Origin of the sequence: Aeromonas sp. R9-2 (assembly GCF_040908025.1) — a bacterium.
Taxonomy (GTDB): domain Bacteria; phylum Pseudomonadota; class Gammaproteobacteria; order Enterobacterales; family Aeromonadaceae; genus Aeromonas; species Aeromonas veronii.
Genome location: NZ_JBFOCX010000027.1, coordinates 27,388 through 49,430, shown reverse-complemented (window position 1 = coordinate 49,430; position 22,043 = coordinate 27,388). Strand labels below are relative to the sequence as shown.

Below are 22,043 nucleotides of genomic sequence, written 5' to 3'. Positions count from 1 at the left end.
AGACACTCTCTCTTTACTTCGCTTGGATACAGGTTATGGACAACACCTCGATTCGCACTGCTCATCCTATTTATGAGGATGTGCTGGCCCTGCTGACGGCGGCCGGCTTTGTTTCCCTCGGCATCTTTCTGTTTCATCAGGTTGGCCTGCTCACTGGCGGTACTGCCGGGCTGGCGCTGCTGCTGCAAAAGGTGACCGGCATCAGCTTCGGCCTGCTGTTTTTCGGCATCAACCTGCCCTTCTATGCGCTGGCATGGTTGCGGATGGGGCCACGTTTTACCTTCAACACCTTCGTTTCTGTGGCGGCGGTCTCCTACATGACCGATCACCTCAACGGGGTGTTGCAGATCGGCAAGATAGAGCCTCTCTATGCGGCGCTGATCGGCGGTACCTTGATTGGCATGGGGCTGCTTATTATGTTCCGTCACAAGTCGAGTCTGGGGGGCTTCAACATTCTGGCGCTCTTTATTCAGGATCGCTTTGGCATCCGGGCGGGCAAGCTGCAGATGGGGCTCGATTGCGCCATTGTTGTTGCCTCGTTTTTCGTGGTGCAACCCTGGATCCTGGCGCTCTCCATCGTGGCGGCAGTTATCTGTAATCTGGTGTTGACACTCAACCACAAGCCGGGCCGCTACCAGATTGCCTGACAAGCTGCGGCAGTGGCTCGATAAGACAAGCGTGACCCGATAGCACGAGGCGGCCTGATGGCCGCCTCGTCTGTTTCTACCCTGGCGTTTGTTCGCTGCACCTAGCTTGCCTGCTCCAGCCTGCTGTTGCCGCTGATCGCGTGACTACCGACGGCGAGCGGGGTGTGACAGGCCACCTGATGATGGGCCTCATCGCACACCTCAAGCCTCGGCGCCTTGCTCTTGCACAGCTCGGTCGCATGGGGGCAGCGCTGGTGGAAGTGGCAGCCGCTTGGTGGCGAGATGGGGGAGGGCACATCGCCGGTCAGCAGAATGCGCTGGCTGCGCCTGCGCGGGTCCGGTACCGGAATGGCGGAGATCAGCGCCTGGGTATAGGGATGGCGCGGCGTCAGATAGAGCGACTGGGCATCCGCCAGCTCGACGATCCGTCCCAGATACATCACTGCGATACGATCCGAGATGTGTTTAACCACCGACAGATCGTGGGCGATGAAGATGATGGAGAGGTTCATCTCCCGCTGCAGGCTGAGCAGCAGGTTGACGATCTGCGACTGCACCGAGACATCGAGGGCCGAGACCGCCTCGTCGCACACCAGCAGCTTGGGCTTGAGGGCGATGGCGCGGGCGATGCCGATCCGCTGGCGCTGACCGCCGGAAAACTCGTGGGGGTAGCGATCCACCGCACTGCCCGGCAGGCCCACTTTTGCCAGCAACTCCTGCACCCAGCCGCGGCGCTGCTCAGTGTTGCCTTTACCGTGGATGATGAAGGGCTCCTCCAAAATTTGGCCCACGGTGTGGCGGCTGTTGAGGGATTCTGCAGGGTCCTGAAACACCATCTGCATCTCCTGACGCAGGGAGCGCATCTCCTTCGGGCTGAGGGCGGTGATGTCGCGCCCCTCGAAGGTGATGGTGCCTGCGGTCGGCTCGAACAGCTTGAGCAGGCTGCGCCCGAGGGTGGACTTGCCGCAGCCCGACTCACCCACCAGCCCCAGCGTCTCCCCCTGCTTGAGATCGAAGCTGATGCCATCCACCGCATGAACCGTATATTGCTTGCGCAGGAAGCCGCCTCCCAGCCGGAAATGCTGTTTCAGATCCCTGACCGATAACAGAGTGCTCATACGGTCAACTCCTTCCAGTAGTGACAGGCGACATGGTGGCGCGAATTGAGTTGCTCCACCGCCGGAATGGCGCTGACACAGAGGTCGGTCGCATGGGGGCAACGGTTGGAGAAACGGCAGCCAGCGGGCATCTCGTGCAGGGCCGGTACCTGTCCCTTGATGGTCTTGAGCAGGCTCTTGGGCTCATCCTCAAGGCGCGGGATCGAGCTCATCAAGCCGTGGGTATAGGGGTGACGGGGATGGTCAAACAGCTCGAATACGTCGGCCTGCTCTACCGCCCGCCCGGCGTACATCACCACCACTTCGTCGCACAGCTCAGCCACTACCCCGAGATCGTGGGTGATAAAGATGATGGCCATGCCGGTCTGGGCTTGCAGCTCTTTCATCAGTTCGAGGATCTGGGCCTGAATGGTGACATCCAGCGCCGTGGTCGGCTCGTCGCAGATAAGCAGGTCTGGCTCGCAGGAGAGCGCCATGGCGATCATCACCCGCTGGCGCATACCGCCGGAGAGGTTGTGGGGATAGACTGCAAAGCGCTGAGCCGGTTCCGGGATCCCCACCTTCTGCAGCATGGCGATGGCCGCGGCTTTACGCTGGGCCTTGTCATACTCGGGGCGATGGAGGCGAAACACCTCCATCAGCTGCTCACCGACCGTCTGCACCGGGTTGAGGGCCGTCATCGGCTCCTGAAAGATCATCGAGATGCGGTTGCCGCGCACCTTGTACATCTGATCCGGTGCAAGCGACAACAGCTCCTCCCCCTGAAAGCGGATGGAACCGGCGACTACCTGACCGTGGGGCTTGGGCAAGAGCCCCATGATGGCGAGTGAAGTGACACTCTTGCCACAGCCGGACTCGCCGACGATCCCCAGCGTCTGACCCGGGGCCACCTTGAAGCTGACCCCGTCGAGCACCTTGATCTTGCCGTCATCGACGGCGAACTCCACCTCAAGATCGCGTACTTCGAGGATTGGGGCCTGGTGCTGGCCGTTATCAGCGGCGAACTCCCCCCCGTTATCCGGTACGTCGAGGATCGAGGCCTGGTGCTGGCCGTTATCAACGGCGAACTCCCCCTCGTTATCCGGTACGTCAAGAATGGGGGCCTGGGTGTTGGGCATAACGGCTGCTCCCTTCGCAATGGCCTGAATATCAATGACGTGCATAGGTCTTGTCGAGCAGGTTGATGGGCGCCAGAGCCTCCCCTGCCTCCTTGGCGTTGCGGGTCTCTTCCTTCACCTTGGGATCGAGCCAGAGCAGACCGCCGCTACTGTGAGGATAACCATCCATCGGCCAGTAGAGCAGATCCGGTGTGTTCTTGGTGGCAGGCACCTCCGGCAGCATCACATAACGCCAGCTGCTGGCCCGCACATAGTTAAGCTGCACCCCGGGCACGAAGATGGCGAGATCATAGATGCGCTGCTGGATCTGCTGGGAGAGCTTGGCCCGCTTGGCCATGTCGAATTCGACGTTGTAAGCGTCGATCAGCGCGTCCAGCTCCTTGTCCGCTACGTTGAACAGGTTGTTGGTCTGCGGCTTGTTGGCGTTGGCGGAGTGGAAAAACTCCCAATATTGCGGATAGAGACCGCCGCCGCCCCAGCCGAGCCAGGCCGCTTCGTGTTTCTTCTCCAGCATCACCTTGAAGCCGGTGGCCCCATCCACCAGATTGAGCTCCAGATCCAGTCCCGCCTTCTTGGCCTCCTCTTTCAGCACGGTCAGCCGCTTGGAGTGCTCCTGACTGGTGTAGGTGAGTGCCAGCGTCAGCCGCTCTCCCTTCTCATTTTGCAGGATGCCGTCCGGCCCCGGCTTGTTGTAGCCGCCCTTGGCAAAGTACTCCCGCGCCTTGCCAATGTCATAAGCCCGCTCCGGCAGCGTGATGTCAGTGAACTCGCCAAAGCCCGAGTCGAAGGTGGTGGCTCTGTCGTAGTCGCCGCGCAGCACGGTCTCGATCATCTTGTCGATGTTGAAGGCGTGCTGGATGCCGAGGCGCACGTTTACGTCCGCCAGCTTGGGGTTGGCCACATTGAGGTGAACCCCCTGACCGCCCTGTTTGGTGTCGGTCATGGCCATTACCTTCTGCACGTAGCCTTTTTTGTACTCCGGGGTGACCGCTTTTTCATGCCACCAGTTGGGCAGGATCATCTCGAAGGTATCGATCTCCCCTTTCAGGAAGTGGCGGAAGGCGATGTTGTGGTCGCGGATCACCTGCACCTTGATGGTGTCGATGTTGAATCTGTGCTGGTTGTAGCGATCGTCTTTTGCCCACCAATCCTTCTGCTTGCTGAAGGTGACCGACTTGCCCTTCTTGACGTCGCTGATCACGTAGGGACCTGTGGTGGGCACCACGGCCCAGTTGTACTGCTTCACCCAGTTGGGGGTCAGCTTGTAGTAGTGCTTGGGCTGGGGCCACAGCTCGGTGGTGTTGAGCAGGTCCATCTTGGCCTTGCGGTTGCCCGCTTTGACCATAATGGTGTGATCATCGATCTTCTCTACCGCTACCACTTCAGTGGTGTAGTAGTTGTTGAACCAGGGCCCCTTGATGTGTTTGGAGCGCATCATCTCGTAGCCGAAGGTGTAGTCATCGGCATTGACCGGCTTGCCATCCGACCATTTGGCTCGCGGATCCAGCTTGAAGTAGACGGTCTGGCTGTCTGGCGCGATGGCCCAGTGGGTAGCCAGCGAGGGGATGGGGTTGCCGGTATTGGGGTGGAAGCTGATGAGCCGTAGTTGGTTATCGAGAATAAAGGAGCGGAACGATCCGTTGGAGTCAGGCCCCACGGTGCGGAACGTCAGCGGAAAGCTCTCCACAAACATATTGAGGCTGCCGCCCGACAGCGCCTTGGGGGAGGCGAACACAGGATCCGTGTCGTTGGTCTCCCATTTGAGATCCGCGGGCAGGCTGGCCGCCCAGACCCAGGATCCGTTTACCAGCACAAAGAGAGCACCTATCCATTTGATTTTATTTTTCATGTTTGACTTCCAGGTCTGGCCCCTGCACTGGGGGTCTTGATTGATAACGGGATTATCCCTTGCTCCCGGGACCGCCGATGGCGGCGGCCCGTCCTTCATTTATTACTGTTCGTTACCCAGCGCCTGCCGATGCGCTGGCATCGACTGGCTTATTGGTAACGGGTAAATTTGCGCGGATCGAACGCCTCGCGGATCGCCTCGCCGATAAAGGAGACCATGATCAGCACCAGACTCACCGCTGCCACCACCGAACTGACGATCCAGATGGCATCGAGGTTGTTGATGCCCTGGGAGAGCAGCTCCCCCCAGCTCGGGGTCGGCGGTGCCAGCCCGAAGCCCAGATAGTCGAGCGCCGTCAGGGTCGAGATATTCCCCACCACGGCGAATGGCGCCAGGGTGACGATCATCATCAGGGTGTTGGGCAGGATGTGGTTGAAGATGATCCGCCCGGTGGTCGCCCCTTGCGCCCGCGCCGCCATCACATAGTCCCGCGCCCGCTCCTTGTAGGTGAGGGTGCGCATATACCAGGTGATCCCCATCCAGCCGAACAGCACGTTGATGGCGACAAACAGGCCGAAGTTGGGCTTGGCCAGCGACACCAGGATCATGATGACGTAGAGAAATGGCACCTGGGACCAGATCTCGATAAAGCGTTGCAGGATGAGGTCAAAGCGGCCGCCGAGAAAGCCCATCAGACAGCCGATGGTGACCCCGATGGCGTAACTGGCCGCCAGCGCGATAAAGGCAAAGCCGATGGCGATGCGAAAGCCGTAAACCAGCCGCGCCAGCACATCGCGGCCGCTGGTGTCGGTGCCGAGGAAGTGGCGCTCAGCCGCGCTGGGGGCGTAGGGCGGGTAGGCATCCTCTTTGAAATCCTGCTCGTAGGGGTTCCAAGGCACTGGCGGCAGCAGTACCCAGTCACCCTGGCCCTCTGCGGCAAATTTGGCCTTGAGCTGGCGGTAGTTGGTTTCGTACTCGTAATCGAGCCCGAACTGCTGGCCGGGGATCACATCGCCATAGGTGGGGAAGTGCAACTGTCCCTGATAGCTCACCATCAGTGCCCGGCTGTTGACCAGCAGCTCCGCCAGCAGGGAGAGCAGCACCAGGGTGGTGAAGATGATGAAGGAGTAGTAACCGCGCTTGATCGACTTGAAGCGCTTGAGTTTTTTCAAGGTAACCGGATTGAGCTTCATGGTCAATCTCCAAACCGCACACGGGGATCAACAAGGGCAACGCAGATATCGGAGACGATATTGCCAATAAGCATCAGCATGGAGGTGATGGCCAGAATGCCCATGACGGTGGGGTAATCCCGCTCGACGATCGCCTCGTAACCGAGCAGGCCGATGCCGTCGATGTTGAAGATGGTCTCGATGAGGAAGGAGCCGCCAAAGAAAACGGTGAGCACAGACCCCAGGTGACTGGCGATGGGGATCAGGCTGTTGCGCATGGCGTGGTCGGTGACAGCCTTGCGAAATGGCAGTCCCTTGGCCACGGCGGTACGCACATAATCGGCCGACAGGTTCTCCATCAGGCTGTTTTTCATGGTCATGGTGAGGATGGCGAAATCGCCGATGGCGTAGGCGATAAGCGGCAGCAGGGCGTGGGCAAAGACAGTGCGGATCTGATCCCAGCTGCTCTCCATGTACTCAAAGTCGTCTCCCGGAAAACCGCCCATCGGCAGCCACTCCAGATGGAAGGCGAAGACGGTGATGAGGAAGATCCCCACCACGTAGGCGGGCAGGGCATAGGCCATGTAGATAAGCATGGAGCTCAACGAGTCGAAGCGGCTGTTGTGCCTGAGCGCCTTCGCCACCCCGAGCGGAATGGAGACCGCATAGCTCAGCAGAAAGGTTGCCAGCCCGAAGAAGGCGGTAACGGGGAGCCGCTCCTTGATGAGATCCCACACAGGCTCGTAGTAGCGGGTTGATTCGCCCAGATCCAGCACCGCCAGCTTCTGCAGCCACTCCCAGTAGGCGACCAGCATCGGCTTGTCGAGGCCATAGAAGGCCTTGAGTTCCTCGATCTGTTCATCGGAGAGGGCCTGCGCCCCCTTGCTGCCACTGGAGCGGCCAGATTCATTCTGGGAAACCTGGGCTTGCAGCAGCATGCGTTCGACCGGTCCGCCCGGCACGAAACGGGTGATGGTGAAGACGAGCAGGGTGATACCGAGAAACGTCGGGATGATCAAAAGCATCCGGCGTAGGAAATACGACAGCATGGTGGAACCTCGTCCTTGTTGTTCTTTTTTGCGGCCAGTCAAATCCGGTGACGGGCCTGTCCTTCCTGGCATTACGCGCTGGATTGGTTGCCAAACAGCAGACAATCCGCTTGGCCACTGTAAAAGCTCTGCAACAAAAATCAAGTACAAGGAAATGGAAAACTGGGACAAATGACCCGCTGAGACCAAAAGCACCGAAAAATGACGTTTTTTATCTGAAAAGTGAAAATCAAAACAAAACGCTACTGCTCAACATTATTTTAAAAAATATAAACAGCTGTTTGTTTTAGCTTTAGGTGTTTTTAACTTATTGATTGGTAATGCTTTTGTTTGGGGTGTGAAATTGAAGGAAAACGATGTCATCTCGACAATTTTATCTGTTATCCCCATGAGAACGGTCAGGTGCAACCCTCATGAAGTTAGTGTTTTATTCTTATTAATGCCGATAAATCAAAATAAGATATAAACGGACAGCACGTTAACTAATAAGTTCATCAAATTTTAATTCAGCGCCATTTACGCCATTTAACAATGCCTTTACATTGTGCGAGTTGTTTTTGGCAGAATTATTCACTAATTATGCCGGTCAAAATTAATACACTCCGCTTATTCTACGTCCGACCTCGCCGCCCCCCAGCTCCATTGACGTCGCTAGTCAAAGATTGATAAGCCTTACACATCGCTCCAAAAAGAGGGCGGTATCAGGAAGCAAACAATAAACAACCAGGAAGGATATAAGCGATGCTTAGGAAGAGCAGAATCTCTGCTGCGATTGCGTTCGCCTTGGCGAGCCTTGCGGCGGCCCCATCCGTATCTGCCGAAGAAGGGCAGAACGTCGAAAAACTGCAGAAAATCAAAGTCACTGGCTCCCGTATCTCCCGTGTTGATGTTGAGGGGGCGACTCCGGTTGTCTCTGTCAGCAAGGCTCAAATTGAACAGTCTGGTCAGCAGACTGTGGCCGATTATCTGAAACAGGCCTCCTACAACTCCTTTGGTGGGTACTCCCCTTCCTCTGGTGACTCCTATCAATCTCAGGGAACCGTTGGTCTGCGTGGTCTGGGCTCTACCCGTACTCTGGTACTGCTCAATGGCAAGCGGATCGCAGGTTCACCGACTATGGGTGGTACTTCCATCAACCTCAACACCATCCCCATGGCGGCGGTTGAGCGGGTGGAAGTGAACCTGGATGGTGGCTCCGCACTCTATGGTTCTGATGCCATCGGTGGCGTTATCAACGTGATCCTCAAAGAGGGTTTCGAAGGGCTGACTTTCCAGGGGCGTATCGGTTCGCCGACCGAAGAGGGTGGTGACGAGCAGAGTGGTTCCATTGTCAGTGGCATCACAGGGGACAAGGGTTCTCTGATGATGGTTTACGAGCACGATGTGAAAGATGTGATCTATTACAAGGATCGTGACTATCTGGCCAAGCAGGGTGCCGAGGCCCCCAGTATTTATGGCCGCAATATCAAGGGTGTTGATGCCACGACCGGCAAGACAGTTACCCGTACTCTGGACGGCATTGACTGTGCTAATACAGGTGCAGGTTTCGTGCCCGTGGGGACAGCCTGCCGCTTCGACTTTGCCCAGATAGCAGCCAAAACCGCTTCCCGGACGCGTGATACCGTCTATGTGAACGGCCGCTATCACATTAACGATAACGTGGACTTCGTTCCGCAGTTGATTGGCTCCCGCGTCACCAGTTTTGGTCGTTTCGCGCCAGCTGCCGGTGCCTTCACCGTAGATGGTTCTACCCCTGAAAGCGCAGCAGTCCTGTCTGCCAACAACTTCAGTACCGCCAAGGCTGCGACCGTTTACTACCGCTTTAACAACGTCGGCCCCCGTGACAACGATGTGACTGACATGACCGGTAACATGAACCTGGGTTTTGAAGGGACTGTGCCGACCGAAGCGGTAGGCGATCTGGAGTGGAATGCCGGTTACATGTATTCCAAAACAGATAACCGCAGCAATGGTTCAGGCTACGTTCTGGAGCCAGCAGTACAGACTCAGGTTAATAGCGGGAAATTTATTAATGGCAGCTTCTCTGATGCGGCCACCAAGGACCTTTCGTACGATACCAGCCGTACCTCCAAAATGGACTTCTTCCAGTGGTACGGTGGTCTGGGTTGGGAGATGGGTGAACTGCCCGCTGGCCCGGTCAGCTGGTATCTGGGGGCCGAGTATAACGATTGGGTTTACTCCGACACCTACGACAGCCAGTCCGAAGCGGGTAACGTACTGGGTTCATCCGGCAACTCCGGTAGCGGTGTGCGCGATGTGTTTGCCACCTACATCGAGAGCCTGATCCCCATCACCGAGCAGATCGAGTTGAACCTGGCGGGTCGTTACGACAAGTACAGCGACTTTGGCAGCGCCTTCTCGCCCAAAGCGAGTCTGCGTTATCAACCGCTCGACCAGTTGATGTTCCGTACCTCCTGGTCCCAGTCGTTCCGTGCGCCGGGTCTGGATGATCTCTATGCCGCAGACTCGTTCTCTGCCGACTTTGCCAAGGACTATGTAGGCTGCCAGGCCAATGGTATTGCTAACTGTTCCGAAGCGCAGTACGACACAACGCGTAAAGCTAACAAGAACCTGAAGGAAGAGACCGCCAATACCTTCACCATCGGGGCTGCTTACAACCCGCTGGACAATCTGAACCTGTCGCTCGATTACTACTACATCAAGATTGATGACGTGATCCAGCTGGCTACCACTCAGACCCAGTTCTATCAGGAGCTTAATACCGGCAGCAACCCGAACGTTATTCGTGACGCAAACGGCGATGTCGAGATGGTCTACGCCGGCATGGTCAACCTGGGGCAACTCAAGACCAGTGGTATCGACTTCAAGGCGGACTACAAGTACGACTTCAACTTCTTCACCATGCGCTATGACTTCGGTGGCACTTACATCCTGAAGTATGAAGAAGGTCTGTTTGCCGGTGGCCCGATGATCGACAAGAAGGGTTGGAATGCGTTGCCAGACCTTCGCTTCAACTCCGGGGTCGGTGCCAACTTCCCGCAGTGGTGGAATCTGGATGCTTATCTGAGCGCCAACTATATCGACTCCCAGAGTCAGGATTACGTGAATGGACAGGAAGAGGGCCATATCGCTTCCAACACCATCTGGAACCTGAACGTCGCGGTCGATACCAGCTGGAATGGCAAGATCCAGACCGGCGTGAAGAACATGTTCAACCGCGGACCTTCTCTGTCGAGCGATGGCTTCACCTATGAAGAAGATCTCTACGGCATCGACGGTCGCGTCTACTACATCGACTACACCCAGAAGTTCTAATCAACCCTGTTGATATACAACCTCAGCCGGCCCGGTCGGGCCGGCTGTGCCCAACGTCCAAGGAAGTTACGGAGATAGGGTAATCCTATGAAGACAAGGACCATTACAATGAAGAAAGCGCTCCTTGGCAGCCTGGTTTCGGCCGCCTTGTTGACCAGCTTCAATCTGAGTGCCGCCACTGCCGGTCAGGCCGTGGACGCTCAAGCCGCCACCGACAACGCATCCAAAGTTTCCCAGCAGAAGATCGACAGCTATGCCGAATCTGCCGAATCCGCATTGGCCCAGTACAAGGCCGCCCTGCGTCAGGTCGACAGTCTGCGCACCTACAACGAGCAGGTGAGCAAGATGGTCGAGTCCCAGAGTGCCGAGCTGGCGTCGATGCAAAAGCAGATCGCCCAGATTGATCAGACCAGCACCGAAGTGGTGCCCTTGATGCTCAAGATGATCGACTCCCTCGAGCAGTTTGTGTCACTGGATCTGCCGTTCCAGAAGGTCGAGCGCGAGGACCGCGTGGCGGCTCTGACCGACCTGATGAACCGGGCCGATGTCACCATCTCCGAGAAGTACCGCAAGATCCTGGAGGCATACCAAATCGAGGAGGGCTTCAGCCGCACCATCGAGGCCTACAAGGCGAGCCTGGACAAGGATGGCAGCGAGAAGACCTACGAGTTCCTGCGCGTTGGCCGCATCGCGCTGCTCTACCAGTCTCCGGATGGTCAGGAGACCGGCATGTGGAACAAGCAGACCCGTCAGTGGGAAGAGTTGCCCCAGGAGTATCGCAGTGCGGTTGAACAGGGCCTTCGCATCGCCAAGAAGCAGGCGCCTCCCGCGCTGATCAAGCTGCCGGTTCAAACTGCGGAGAAAGCATCATGAAAGGAATCAAACTTGCTATTGCCTCCCTGATTGCGGGAGCAACCCTGGTCACCCTGCCGGTGACCGCCGCCGAAAAACCGGTGGATCTCAATGCGCTGCTGAACCAGGTCAAGGCCTCCAGCCTGAGCGAATCTCAACTCAACAAGGAGCGGGAAGCCCGCTTCCTGGCTGACAAGAACGAGCAGGGGGCGCTGCTGGCCAAGGCCAAGGCCGAGCTGGCAGCCGAAACCGCCAAGGGCGAGCAGCTCAAGGCGACCTTTGATGCCAACGACAAGCAACTGACCGAGCTGACCGAAACCCTGCGCCAGCGTTCTGGCAACATGGGCGAGATGTTCGGCGTACTGCGTCAGTTCGCTGGTGAGTTCAAGGGGATCTTCAACGCCTCCGCCCGTCGGGTCGAGCATCCGGAGCAATCCGCCCTGTTGACCCGTCTGGCCGAGAGTAAAGAGCTCCCCTCCAGCGACGATCTGGAAGCGTTCTGGACCACCACCCTCAGCCGCATGGTGGACGGTGGCAAGGTGAGCCAGATCCCGGCGACCGTGGTTTACGGCGAGGGCAACCAGGCCGAGAAGACCGTTACCCAGATCGGCGAGTTCAACACTGTCTCCGAAGGCAAGTACCTCACCTTCGTACCGGAGACCGGCAAGTTCGAGCAGCTCTCCCGTCAACCGGAGAAGAGTGTGCTGGCTCCCATCGCCGAGTTTGAACAGGGTGGTGACGGGGTCAAACCCATCTTCATCGACCCGTCTCGCGGCGTGATCCTCTCTCTGCTGGTGCAGTCACCGACTCTCAAGGAGCGGATCGATCAGGGTGGTGAAGTGGGTTACGTCATCATGGTGCTCGGTGTGCTCGGTACCCTGCTGGCCATCTTCTGCGGTATCCGGCTGTCGTTGATCGGCTCGTCCATGCGCAAGCAGCTGAAATCCGATCAGATCATCAAGGGCAACCCCATTGGTGACATGCTGGGAGCCTACCAGAGCCATCGCGGTGACAACATCGAGGATCTGGAGTCCAAGCTCGACGAGATCATCCTGCGCAACGTGCCCAAGTTCGAGAAGGGTATCAGCATCATCAAGCTGATCGCCTCGGTCGCGCCGCTGCTGGGGCTGCTCGGTACCGTAGTGGGGATGATTGCCACCTTCCAGGCCATCACATTGTTCGGTACCGGCGATCCCAAGCTGATGGCGGGCGGTATCTCGGAGGCGCTGGTGACCACTATGCAGGGGCTGGTCGTCGCCGTGCCCATGTTGTTCCTCTACACCATAGTGCAGACCCAGAGCCGTCGTCTGATCCAGGTGCTGGAAGAGCAGAGCGCCGGTTTCGTCGCCCGTTATCAGGAACGTCTGCACGCCTCCAAAGCCGCAGCGTAAGGAGTCACCCATGTGGTTCTGGTTGATTGAAGAAGTCGAGTCGGTCCGCCGGTTTTTGGGATTGGGGGGCGATGTACTGGTCGCCCTGTTCTTCCTGACCCTGATGATGTGGGCCCTGTTGCTGGAGCGCTGGTTCTACTTCATGGCGGTTTACCCCAAGCAGGTGAAGCAGACCAAGGCCACCTGGCTGGCTCGCACCGATCATCTCTCCTGGTCTGCCAAGCAGATCCGGCGCGAGCTGGTCTCTCGGGTTGCCATGGCGGTGGACAAGGGGATGCCGGTCATCAAGGTACTGATTGCTCTTTGTCCGTTGATGGGGCTGCTGGGGACCGTGGTGGGGATGGTGCAGGTGTTTGACACTTTGGCCATCACCGGCACCGGTTCGCCGCGGGCGATGGCATCGGGGATCTCCAAGGCAACGGTACCGACCATGGCGGGCATGATCGCCGCCCTTTCCGGCCTGTTTTTTGTCAACCAGCTCGATCACAAGGCCAAACTGGCGGTGCAAAAGCTGGAAGACAACCTGAAACACGGTTGATGCAGGATGCATACCCCCGGCGAGGCATGGCCTGCCGGGGGCACAGAACAAGCAAGGAGTTTCTGCTATGAGAAAACGTTACAGCGACAGCGGTGCTGACGAGGCGGCTATCGATTTGACCCCCATGCTGGACATAGTGTTCATCATGCTGATCTTCTTCATCGTCACCACCTCCTTCGTCAAGGAGTCCGGTGTCGAGATCAACCGTCCCAGTGCCAGCACGGCCGAGACGGTGAAGAAGGGCAATATCATGGTCGCGGTGCGCGAAAACGGTCAGGTCTGGGTCGACAAGCGGGTGGTCGAGGTGGGGGCGGTACGCGCCAACATCGAGCGGCTGCGGGCCGAAAACCCGGAGAGCGCCGTGGTGATCCAGGCCGATAACGAATCCCGTTCCGGTCTGGTGGTGCAGGTCATGGATCAGATCCGCATGGCCGGTGTCCAGAACATCTCCATCGCGGCAGACAAGAGCAGCTGATGCCGGAGAGAGACCTATGAGATACCTGATATCGTTGGCGGTCTCCTGTGTGGTGGTGTTCTTTCTGTTTCTGGGAATGAACAAGCTGATCACACCGGATCACCGGGAGCTGGTGGAGAAGGAGGACGTCACCATGACCGATTTCATCCGCCTCAAGCCCCAGGAGACCCTGCAAGAGAAACAGCGAGAGCTGCCCAAACCGCCGCCGCCCAAGCGTCCGCCACCGCCTCCCGAGATGGAAGTGGCCAGCACGGATCGGCCTAAGATGGAGAGCGCGCCGATGGACATGCCCAAGCTCGACATCCCGGTCAACATCGGTGGTGGCAACGCGCTGGGTGCTTACAGCACCGGTGGCGGTGGTGGTGGCGTCGGTGGCAACAATGGTGCCATTCCGCTGGCAACCTTCGAGCCCATGATGCCCCGCAAGGCGGCGCTGGCGGGGCTGGCCTCCGGCAAGGTGCTGGTGGAGTTCACCGTCACCGAGCGCGGCACAGTCAGCAACGTGCGGATCGTCAAGGAAGAGCCGCGCAGCTATGACCTTGGCAAAGAGGCGCGCAAAACCATCGCCAAGTGGACGTTCAAACCGGCCATGGTGGATGGCAAGCCGCAGGCGAGCCGTATGCAGCAAGAGATCGAGTTTGCGGTCAACTAAGGAAGGTGGCGATGAACAAGTTACACAAGATGATCCTCGCCCCGGTCGCCATGGCGGTGCTGCTCAGCACCGCCAGTTGGGCCGCCGAGCTGCCGGCCCTGTCGGATCGGGCCTATCGGGCGGTCAACAAGGCGCAGGAGCTGATCACCGAGAAGAAATACGGTGAGGCCAATGCCAAGCTGCAAGATGCGCTTTCAGGCGCGGGCGAGCGGGTCTACGACAAGGGGGTCATATTGCAGACTCTCGGTTTCGTAGCCGCCCAGCAGGAGAAATACGGTCAGGCGACCAAGTACTTTGCCGATGCCATCGCGACAGGCGGCCTGCCGCCACCGGTGGCCCAGCAGGTGCGCTACAACCTGGCCCAGCTCTATATGGCTGAGGGTAATTATCAGGGCTCGATCAAGACCATGAAGGAGTGGTTTGCCAACCAGGGCAAAGATGACAAGCCCAACTCCCATGCCTATATCACGCTAGCCAACGCCCACGTGCAGCTCAAGCAGTACCGTGACGCGATCCCGGCAGTGGATCAGGCGATCAAGCTGTCGGCAGGTAAAGCGCCGGAGTCCTGGTATCTGCTGAAGATGGGCGCTCACTACGAGCTGAAACAGTACAAACCGGCGACCGAGGTGCTGACCTCTCTGGTCAATATGTTCCCGGAGAAGAAGAAGTACTGGACCCAGCTGTCGGCCATGCATATGCAGGCAGGCAACGATGCCAAGGCGCTGGCGGCGCTCGAGTCGGCCTACAACCTCGGCATGTTGACCGAGGCTGCCGAGCTGCAGCGCCTCGCCAACTACCTCGCCTTCACCGGTATTCCCCATCGCGCCGCCCGGGTGATGGAGAAGGGGATGAAGGATGGGGTGATTGAGCCGAGCGCCAGCAACTACAAGACCCTGGCCAACTACTGGCATCAGGCCAAGGAGCTGGATCCGGCCATCGACACCCTGGCCAAATCCTACCAGCTGGCCCCGAGCGCCGAATTGCAGCTGAAAATGGCACGCATGATGATCCAGAGCAAACGCTATCAGGATCTGGTGGCGCTGGCCGCCAAACCGGCAGCCAATGCCAATGGTGAACAGCGGGCGGATCTCAAGTTCCTGACCGGGGTCGCCTATTTTGAGCAACAAAAGCCGAAGGAGGCCCTCAACGCCTTCACCCAGGCGGCTCAGAATGGCAACGTCAGCGGTCGGGCATCTCCGTGGATCAGCTTCCTCAAAGAGCAGAGTGGCACCGGAGAGGCAGCCGTCCAGTAATTCCAATGACAACTACCTGTAGTCCCTTTTATGGTTGCCTGGTGGCTCCATTAACCGCTCTTCGGAGCGGTTTTTTTATGGTGGCTGCCAGCACCGGCGGGTGGCCGACGCACGGTTTTATCCCTCTTCATACCAATAAAGAGCCTACGTCGACATTGGTTTATCTCCCCGGATGCGACAAACGTTTTAGCTAGGGCTGCAACCGTGAAGCAAGGTGGCGCTGCGCTGTGGTTGACTAGGGCTCTGGTGGCTCGCTGAGAAGCGGGCAGTGCCATTCATCTTTCACTCAGCTGCGACTTGCTAGTGTGGCTTTTGCCCTGTTGATAAGCGTCACACCGAAAACGGCTACTTTTAACAAGAAAAGCAACATATGGAAGTTGAAATTTTGGCCGACTCAGGAAAGAATGCGCGCTCGGTTATTGGCGTCGTGGGGCAGGTTGACCCGCCACCGGCAGACCGAGGATGAGACGGCCCCCGGCCCAATTGGTACAGGAAACCACACAGGAATTTTATGAATCCCCTTCGCACTGCCGCTTCGGCCCTTTTATGCACTTTTGCGCTGGTCAGCCAGCAGGCTGCCGCCGTCGAGTACCGTCTGCCTGCGGCCAACAGCCGCCTGATCGGTGAAAATCAGGAATACGTGGTGCCTGCGGACAACCGTCCGCTGGAGCAGATCGCTGCTGACTTCCAGCTGGGTCTGACCAACATCATGGAAGCCAACCCGGGCGTTGATCCCTATCTGCCGAAAGCGGGTAGCACCCTGATCATCCCCCACCAGCTGATCCTGCCCAACGCGCCCCGCGAAGGGATCGTCATCAACGTTGCCGAGATGCGTCTCTACTACTACCCGAAAGGGAAGAACGTGGTGGAAGTACTGCCCATCGGCATCGGTCAGCTGGGGGTAAACACCCCGGAGAACTGGATCACCAAGGTAGAGCGCAAGCGCGCCAACCCGACCTGGACCCCGACCGAGAACATCCGTCGCCGCTATGCCGCCCAGGGCAAGACTCTGCCGGCAGTATGGCCAGCCGGTCCGGATAACCCCATGGGTCTGCACGCCCTCTACATTGGCAACCTCTATGCCATCCACGGCACCAACGCCACCTTCGGTATCGGTCTGCGGGTGAGCAGCGGTTGCGTGCGTTTGCGCGCTGACGACATCAAGTATCTATTCGACAACGTGCCGGTCGGCACCCGTGTCCAGTTCGTCAACCAGCCGGTCAAGACCACGGTCGAGCCGGATGGCGGTCGCTACATGGAAGTACACGAGCCGCTGTCGCGCACCGAGGAGGAGTTCAACTCCACCGCCTCCGTGCCGCTCCCGATGACTCCGGCTATCACCCGTTTCATCGCTCACGCCGAGTCTGACTCCAACGTGGTCAAGCAGGTGCTGGAACAGCGTACCGGTATGCCGACCCGCCTCAATCCCTGATTGAGCAAGTTGGCGGTGCCGAGCGCACTGGCTGAATAAAGAAAACGGCGACCAGATGGTCGCCGTTTTTTATGGGAGAGTCACCGCTTGCTTACTGCACGCAGATCGGGCAGAAGGCGTAGGTGCCTTGCGGATCGTTGAAGCGGGTGAGCGGGTCGAGACTGCGGTTCACTTCCACCAATGCCTTGCCAAATCCAGCCGGCAGCCAGCTTTGCAACTGGGGGGCCAGCACTTGGGCACTGCTGTCAAACAGCTGGCGCAGGAACTTGTCCTTGGTGGACTCCTCCTGCTCGATGGGGGTCACCTGCCACTCTTTGAGGTTGGCGAGTTCGGCGGCGGCCTTGATGGCGTCATCCAGATTGCCGAACTCGTCCACCAGACCCAGGGCCTTGGCATCTTCGCCGGTCCAGACTCGGCCTTCGGCCGCCTTCTCGGCCTCTTCCGGGCTCAGACCACGACCTTTGCTGACCAGACCGATGAAGCGCTGGTAGGTATCTTCCACGCTCAGCTGGATAGCCTGACCGACGTGATCCGGCAGAGCGCGGGTCGGGCCGACGCCAACGTAATCTGTGGTGCCGACCCCGTCGGTATGCACACCGAACTGAGCCAACGCCTTGTCGATGGTGGCGAACATGCCGAACACCCCGATGGAACCGGTGAGAGTAGTTGGGGAGGCGAAGATCTTGTCCGCATCGGCGGAGATCCAGTAGCCACCGGAGGCGGCATAGCTGCCCATGGAGACCACTACCGGTTTGCCAGCCTGTTTCAGAGCCAGCAGCTCGGCGCGGATCTGCTCGGCGGCGAAGGCGCTGCCGCCCGGGCTGTCGACCCGCAGGACCACGGCTTTGACCTTGTCATCGCGGCGAGCATCGGCCAGCAGGTCGGAGAGGCTATCACCGCCGATGGTACCGGCAGGCTGTACGCCATCCATGATGGCGCCGCTGGCGACCACCAGACCCACCTCATCCTTGCCACTCTGGGGATACTGTTCGGGCACTGCGGCCAGATACTCTTTCAGGCCGACCCCTTTCCAGCCGTGATCGTCAGCTTCACCCACCTCTTTAATGACCGCCTGGGTCATCTCGTCGCGGGTCGCCAGCTGATCCACCAGACCGTTGTCGAGGGCGTAGTTGGCGGCATTGCCACCGGCCTTGCGCAGCAGCTCGAGGAAGCGCTCCTTGCCCGGTGCGACCGCATCGGGTTCGATCTCCCGCTGCTCGGCGACATCGGCCACATAGGATTGCCACAGCTGATCCAGCCAGCGCTGGTTCGCCTCTTTGCTCTCGGGGGACATCTCGTCGCGGGTATAGGGTTCGACGAAGGATTTGTAGGTACCGACCTTGAATACATGCGGGGTGATGTTGAGCTTCTCCAGCGCCGACTTGAAGTAGGTCTGGTAGACCCCAAGCCCCTCGATCACCACGGCGCCGCTCTGGTTGAGCAGCACGTGATCGGCGTGGGCCGCCAGCAGGTATTGCCCCTGAGTGTAGAAGTCGGCCATGGCGATCACCGGTTTGCCGCTCTCCCGGAAGGAGTCGATGGCGCTCGCCACCTCCTGCAGTTTGGTGAAGTTGGTTCCCTGCAGCCCTTGTGGCTTGATCACCAGCGCCTTGATGCGCTCGTCATCCTTGGCACTCTTGATGGCCCACAGCAGGTCGGAGAGAACGATCTCGCTCGGCTGCTCGTCGCTGCTGTCCATCTGGCGCAGCAACTGGACTGTGGGATCTGTCTGGGAGCGTTGCTCCACCAGCACGCCGTTGAGATTGAGGGTTAGCGCCCCTTCGATGGGCGCCTTGGGTGCCTCTTTCTGGCTGACGCTGAAGACGATGACCAGCACTACGATGAGAAACAGCAGATTGACCAGCATCAGCCGGGTGAAATTGAGCAGGCGCCACAGGCTGCGGAACAACCAACCCAGACCTTTGAAAATAGACATAGTCGCGTTATCGCCCTGTTAATGGGTAGAGAAGAGCCATTATTAACCAGTTGCGGGCGAAATTGCCATTTCCGACTGGCGGATCCCGTCTATCTTCGTTCAGGGCACGGCTGTTCGCTGAAAAATTGTCCAAACATTTGTTTGAAAAAGAATTTTCGATTCTTTACTCTAGCCTCAGTTTGATAACAAAAAATTAACTGGAGGCATCGTGAGCCGCTATCCGACCTTGCTGACCCCGCTTGACCTTGGTTTTACCCAACTGCGCAACCGTGTGTTGATGGGCTCCATGCACACCGGCCTCGAAGAGGAGAAGGGCGGTTTTGACAAGCTGGCCGCCTTTTATGCCGAGCGCGCCCGTGGTGGCGTTGGCCTTATCGTCACCGGCGGCATCGCCCCCAATCTGCGCGGTCGGCTGGTGCCTCACGGCTCTCAGTTGAGCTTCCCCTGGCAGGTGAGCAAGCACAAGAAGGTGACCAGCGCCGTGCATCAGGAGGGGGGCAAGATAGCGCTGCAGATCCTCCATGCCGGTCGTTACGCCTATCATCCCTTCAGTCTGGCGCCGAGCGCCCTCAAAGCCCCCATCTCCCCGTTCAAGCCACGCGCCATGAGCGAGCGACAGATCCGCGGCACCATTCGCGACTTCGCGGCTACAGCTGAGCTTGCCAAGGCGGCCGGTTATGACGGCGTCGAGGTGATGGGCTCGGAAGGTTATCTCATCAACCAGTTCATCTGCGAGCGCACCAACAAGCGCACCGATGGCTGGGGCGGCAGCAGCGAAAACCGGATGCGCTTCCCGGTGGAGATTGTCCGCGCCATCCGCGAGCGGGTCGGCACCGACTTCATCATTATCTTCCGCCTCTCCATGCTGGATCTGGTGGAGCAGGGCTCGACCCTGGAAGAGGTGATTGCCCTTGGCAAAGCGCTGGAAGCGGTGGGGGTGACCCTGATCAACACCGGTATCGGTTGGCACGAAGCGCGTATTCCCACCATCGCCACCAGCGTGCCGCGCGGCGCCTTCAGCTGGGTCACTGCCGAGCTGAAAAAACACCTCAAGGTGCCGCTTATCACTACCAACCGGATTAACACCCCAGAGGTGGCAGAGCGGATTCTGGCGGGGGGCGAGGCGGATATGGTCTCCATGGCGCGCCCTTTCCTGGCTGATCCCGAATTTGTCATCAAGGCGGCCGAGAACCGGGCGGATGAGATCAACACCTGCATCGCCTGCAACCAGGCCTGCCTTGACCATGTGTTCAAGCAGAAGCGGGCCTCCTGTCTGGTCAATCCCCGCGCCTGTTTCGAGACCGAATTGACGTTTGGCCGCGTGCCCCAGCCCAAGAAGCTGGCGGTGGTGGGGGCGGGCCCGGCCGGGCTGGCGTTTGCCTGCTACGCTGCCGAGCGCGGTCATCAGGTGAGCCTGTTCGATCAAGCCAGCGAAATCGGCGGCCAGTTCAACTTCGCCAAGCAGATCCCGGGCAAGGAGGAGTTTCACGAGACTCTGCGCTATTTCGCCAAACGGCTGGAGAAGTGCGGCGTCGAGCTCTATCTCGGCCAGCGCCAGAGTGCCGAGAGCCTGCTCGGCGGCGGTTTTGACGAGGTGATCCTCGCAACCGGTATTCGTCCGCGCACCCCCAATATTCCGGGGATCGAACATCCCAAGGTGATGAGTTATCTCGATGTATTGCGGGATCACAAGCCGGTCGGCCAGAAGGTGGCGGTGATCGGTGCCGGCGGCATCGGCTTCGATGTAGCTGAGTATCTGGTAGAGAAGAAAGTGGAGATGGATGCCGATGGGCACCGTGATCACTGGCTCAAGGAGTGGGGCATCGACAAACAGCTTGGCGAGCGCGGTGGCCTCACGGTTCCTGAAATCGACGCCCCCGAGCGCCAGATCTGGCTGCTCCAGCGCAAGGAGAGCAAGGTGGGTGACGGCCTTGGCAAAACCACCGGCTGGATCCACCGTACCGTGCTCAAGAACCGCAAGGTGCAGATGCTCTCCGGGGTGCAATATCTGGGGATCGATGACGAGGGCTTGCACATTCAGGTGGGCGAGAGCAAGCAGTGTCTGCCGGTTGATCAGGTTATCGTCTGCGCCGGGCAGGAGCCCCTTAAAGAACTGCAGGCCGGGTTGCAGGCGGCAGGCAAGCCGGTGCATATCATCGGCGGAGCCGACGTGGCTGCCGAGCTGGATGCCAAGCGCGCCATCCGGCAAGGGGCCGAGCTGGCTGCGATCATCTAGCCAGCTGTGCCATCCTGCCCTTTATAGTGCGATAAACCCCTGAGCCTCAGGGGTTTTCTTCATTCGGTGCTGTGCTAAGGTAGCGCCATCATTGCCCCAGAGAAGGAATTGCCCATGGATGCCCTCACCCTGTTGCTCAATCGCCACTCCTGTGGCCGTCTCGCCGATCCCGCCCCGAGCGGTGAGGTGCTCGACAATATCCTCAAGGCGGGTCTGCGCGCGCCGGATCACGGTACCCTGACCCCCTGGCAGTTCATTCTGTTTGAAGGGGATGGGCGCGAGCGGCTGGGCAAGCTGCTGGCCGAGGCGGCCCGTGCCCGTGGCGAAGATGAAGAGAGCATCAAGAAGTGCAGCGAAGCGCCACTGCGGGCGCCCTTGGTCGTCGCCGTGGCAACCCGTTATCAGGATCACCCCAAGGTGCCGAAACTGGAGCAGGAGCTCTCTGCCGGTTGTGCCCTGATGGCGATGCAGATGGCGGCGCAGGCACAGGGCTTCAACGGTATCTGGCGCTCCGGCTGGTTTATCTTCGATGAGCAGATCAACAAGGGACTGGGGCTGGCGGCAGAGGATCAGCTGGTGGGTTTCCTCTATCTCGGTACCCCCATGCTGGAAGCGCGTAAACTGCGCGAGCTGCCGCTCGATGAGTTTGTCCGCCGTTTCTGACTTTTCGGCCACGTTGCGGTTGAGAGAAGCAAAGCCTCGAGAAATCGGGGCTTTTCTGTTTAACCGTGAATAGTAACCAGAGAAATTGGGGAAAATAAATGGCTCAAAGAGGCTTCGCACGCCATAGCAGGTAATTATTTAAATAGTGCGATGTACCTCGCAATCCTGTTGTATTTCACTATGTAAAACGTTTGCGCGTTCGCTAATATCTCCCTGCCAGTTTAGAAGGGCACTCCTTCTAATTTTTCTGCGATGAGAGTCGCAATTCCGTAGCACCTTTTAACAGCCCAACGTCTTCGTGACATTGGGCTTTATTTTTTATGGGGTGTCGGGGCTGTTGTGAGTTGATGGCGGTATCAAGATGC

The 22,043-nt window shown here is 58.7% G+C and carries 17 protein-coding genes; 11 read left to right on the top strand and 6 right to left on the bottom strand.

All coding sequences use genetic code 11. The features are described from left to right. The first annotated feature begins 35 nt into the window (after positions 1 to 35). Positions 36 to 647 (top strand): YitT family protein, encoded by a 612-nt coding sequence (locus tag AB5Y71_RS15770; RefSeq protein ID WP_005349421.1) that lies wholly within the window; start codon positions 36 to 38, stop codon positions 645 to 647. 101 nt (positions 648 to 748) lie between these two features. On the opposite strand, the gene AB5Y71_RS15765 is transcribed toward AB5Y71_RS15770, so the two are convergent. From AB5Y71_RS15765 to AB5Y71_RS15745, 5 genes are all read right to left on the bottom strand, one after another. Then, a complete protein-coding gene (locus tag AB5Y71_RS15765) occupies positions 749 to 1,765 on the bottom strand; it encodes an ABC transporter ATP-binding protein (RefSeq protein WP_368171984.1) in 1,017 nt (338 codons plus the stop codon). Further along, on the bottom strand, positions 1,762 to 2,883 hold the full coding sequence (locus AB5Y71_RS15760) for an ABC transporter ATP-binding protein (RefSeq protein WP_368171983.1): 1,122 nt from the start codon (positions 2,881 to 2,883) through the stop codon (positions 1,762 to 1,764). Before AB5Y71_RS15760 ends, AB5Y71_RS15765 begins: the two co-directional genes overlap by 4 nt. Before the next feature lie 31 nt (positions 2,884 to 2,914). Next, positions 2,915 to 4,732: an extracellular solute-binding protein gene (locus AB5Y71_RS15755; protein WP_064338688.1), complete on the bottom strand. Its 1,818-nt coding sequence runs from the start codon at positions 4,730 to 4,732 to the stop codon at positions 2,915 to 2,917. Between the two features lie 149 nt (positions 4,733 to 4,881). Then, complete coding sequence (locus tag AB5Y71_RS15750) at positions 4,882 to 5,925, bottom strand: ABC transporter permease (RefSeq protein WP_013724081.1); 1,044 nt, start codon at positions 5,923 to 5,925, stop codon at positions 4,882 to 4,884. A 2-nt stretch (positions 5,926 to 5,927) separates the two neighbouring features. After that, positions 5,928 to 6,953 carry an ABC transporter permease subunit gene (locus tag AB5Y71_RS15745; RefSeq protein WP_031227629.1) on the bottom strand — a complete coding sequence of 342 codons (1,026 nt, stop codon included), beginning with the start codon at positions 6,951 to 6,953 and terminating at the stop codon, positions 5,928 to 5,930. Between the two features lie 741 nt (positions 6,954 to 7,694). Here AB5Y71_RS15745 and AB5Y71_RS15740 point away from each other — a divergent pair. From AB5Y71_RS15740 to AB5Y71_RS15705, 8 genes are all read left to right on the top strand, one after another. Beyond that, a complete protein-coding gene (locus AB5Y71_RS15740) occupies positions 7,695 to 10,250 on the top strand; it encodes a TonB-dependent receptor (RefSeq protein ID WP_139432484.1) in 2,556 nt (851 codons plus the stop codon). A 108-nt stretch (positions 10,251 to 10,358) separates the two neighbouring features. Further along, complete coding sequence (locus tag AB5Y71_RS15735) at positions 10,359 to 11,123, top strand: DUF3450 domain-containing protein (RefSeq protein WP_005338938.1); 765 nt, start codon at positions 10,359 to 10,361, stop codon at positions 11,121 to 11,123. Beyond that, entirely contained in the window at positions 11,120 to 12,493 is a 1,374-nt protein-coding gene (locus AB5Y71_RS15730; protein WP_043822897.1) for a MotA/TolQ/ExbB proton channel family protein, read from the top strand. Before AB5Y71_RS15735 ends, AB5Y71_RS15730 begins: the two co-directional genes overlap by 4 nt. 10 nt (positions 12,494 to 12,503) lie before the next feature. Beyond that, on the top strand, positions 12,504 to 13,031 hold the full coding sequence (locus AB5Y71_RS15725; protein WP_005338936.1) for a MotA/TolQ/ExbB proton channel family protein: 528 nt from the start codon (positions 12,504 to 12,506) through the stop codon (positions 13,029 to 13,031). A 67-nt stretch (positions 13,032 to 13,098) separates the two neighbouring features. After that, positions 13,099 to 13,506: a biopolymer transporter ExbD gene (locus AB5Y71_RS15720; RefSeq protein ID WP_005338933.1), complete on the top strand. Its 408-nt coding sequence runs from the start codon at positions 13,099 to 13,101 to the stop codon at positions 13,504 to 13,506. Between the two features lie 16 nt (positions 13,507 to 13,522). Next, positions 13,523 to 14,158: an energy transducer TonB gene (locus tag AB5Y71_RS15715; protein WP_040068663.1), complete on the top strand. Its 636-nt coding sequence runs from the start codon at positions 13,523 to 13,525 to the stop codon at positions 14,156 to 14,158. Positions 14,159 to 14,169: 11 nt separating this feature from the next. Beyond that, complete coding sequence (locus AB5Y71_RS15710; protein WP_368171982.1) at positions 14,170 to 15,411, top strand: tetratricopeptide repeat protein; 1,242 nt, start codon at positions 14,170 to 14,172, stop codon at positions 15,409 to 15,411. 511 nt (positions 15,412 to 15,922) lie between these two features. Next, entirely contained in the window at positions 15,923 to 16,843 is a 921-nt protein-coding gene (locus AB5Y71_RS15705) for a L,D-transpeptidase family protein (protein ID WP_005338927.1), read from the top strand. Positions 16,844 to 16,934: 91 nt separating this feature from the next. On the opposite strand, the gene sppA is transcribed toward AB5Y71_RS15705, so the two are convergent. Then, entirely contained in the window at positions 16,935 to 18,779 is a 1,845-nt protein-coding gene (gene sppA / locus AB5Y71_RS15700) for a signal peptide peptidase SppA (protein ID WP_368171981.1), read from the bottom strand. A 208-nt stretch (positions 18,780 to 18,987) separates the two neighbouring features. Here sppA and AB5Y71_RS15695 point away from each other — a divergent pair, with 208 nt between their 5' ends. Together AB5Y71_RS15695 and AB5Y71_RS15690 are read left to right on the top strand one after the other, a co-directional pair. Further along, positions 18,988 to 21,015, top strand: coding sequence for an FAD-dependent oxidoreductase (locus tag AB5Y71_RS15695; protein WP_368171980.1), 2,028 nt, complete (start codon positions 18,988 to 18,990; stop codon positions 21,013 to 21,015). A 114-nt stretch (positions 21,016 to 21,129) separates the two neighbouring features. Continuing rightward, complete coding sequence (locus AB5Y71_RS15690) at positions 21,130 to 21,678, top strand: NAD(P)H nitroreductase (protein WP_139432473.1); 549 nt, start codon at positions 21,130 to 21,132, stop codon at positions 21,676 to 21,678. Positions 21,679 to 22,043: the final 365 nt, after the last annotated feature.

Coding starts and splice junctions, on each gene's coding strand:
- AB5Y71_RS15770 (WP_005349421.1), top strand. CDS start 36: ATGGACAACACCTCGATTCGCACTGCTCATCCTATTTATGAGGATGTG.
- AB5Y71_RS15765 (WP_368171984.1), bottom strand. CDS start 1,765: ATGAGCACTCTGTTATCGGTCAGGGATCTGAAACAGCATTTCCGGCTG.
- AB5Y71_RS15760 (WP_368171983.1), bottom strand. CDS start 2,883: ATGCCCAACACCCAGGCCCCCATTCTTGACGTACCGGATAACGAGGGG.
- AB5Y71_RS15755 (WP_064338688.1), bottom strand. CDS start 4,732: ATGAAAAATAAAATCAAATGGATAGGTGCTCTCTTTGTGCTGGTAAAC.
- AB5Y71_RS15750 (WP_013724081.1), bottom strand. CDS start 5,925: ATGAAGCTCAATCCGGTTACCTTGAAAAAACTCAAGCGCTTCAAGTCG.
- AB5Y71_RS15745 (WP_031227629.1), bottom strand. CDS start 6,953: ATGCTGTCGTATTTCCTACGCCGGATGCTTTTGATCATCCCGACGTTT.
- AB5Y71_RS15740 (WP_139432484.1), top strand. CDS start 7,695: ATGCTTAGGAAGAGCAGAATCTCTGCTGCGATTGCGTTCGCCTTGGCG.
- AB5Y71_RS15735 (WP_005338938.1), top strand. CDS start 10,359: ATGAAGAAAGCGCTCCTTGGCAGCCTGGTTTCGGCCGCCTTGTTGACC.
- AB5Y71_RS15730 (WP_043822897.1), top strand. CDS start 11,120: ATGAAAGGAATCAAACTTGCTATTGCCTCCCTGATTGCGGGAGCAACC.
- AB5Y71_RS15725 (WP_005338936.1), top strand. CDS start 12,504: ATGTGGTTCTGGTTGATTGAAGAAGTCGAGTCGGTCCGCCGGTTTTTG.
- AB5Y71_RS15720 (WP_005338933.1), top strand. CDS start 13,099: ATGAGAAAACGTTACAGCGACAGCGGTGCTGACGAGGCGGCTATCGAT.
- AB5Y71_RS15715 (WP_040068663.1), top strand. CDS start 13,523: ATGAGATACCTGATATCGTTGGCGGTCTCCTGTGTGGTGGTGTTCTTT.
- AB5Y71_RS15710 (WP_368171982.1), top strand. CDS start 14,170: ATGAACAAGTTACACAAGATGATCCTCGCCCCGGTCGCCATGGCGGTG.
- AB5Y71_RS15705 (WP_005338927.1), top strand. CDS start 15,923: ATGAATCCCCTTCGCACTGCCGCTTCGGCCCTTTTATGCACTTTTGCG.
- sppA (WP_368171981.1), bottom strand. CDS start 18,779: ATGTCTATTTTCAAAGGTCTGGGTTGGTTGTTCCGCAGCCTGTGGCGC.
- AB5Y71_RS15690 (WP_139432473.1), top strand. CDS start 21,130: ATGGATGCCCTCACCCTGTTGCTCAATCGCCACTCCTGTGGCCGTCTC.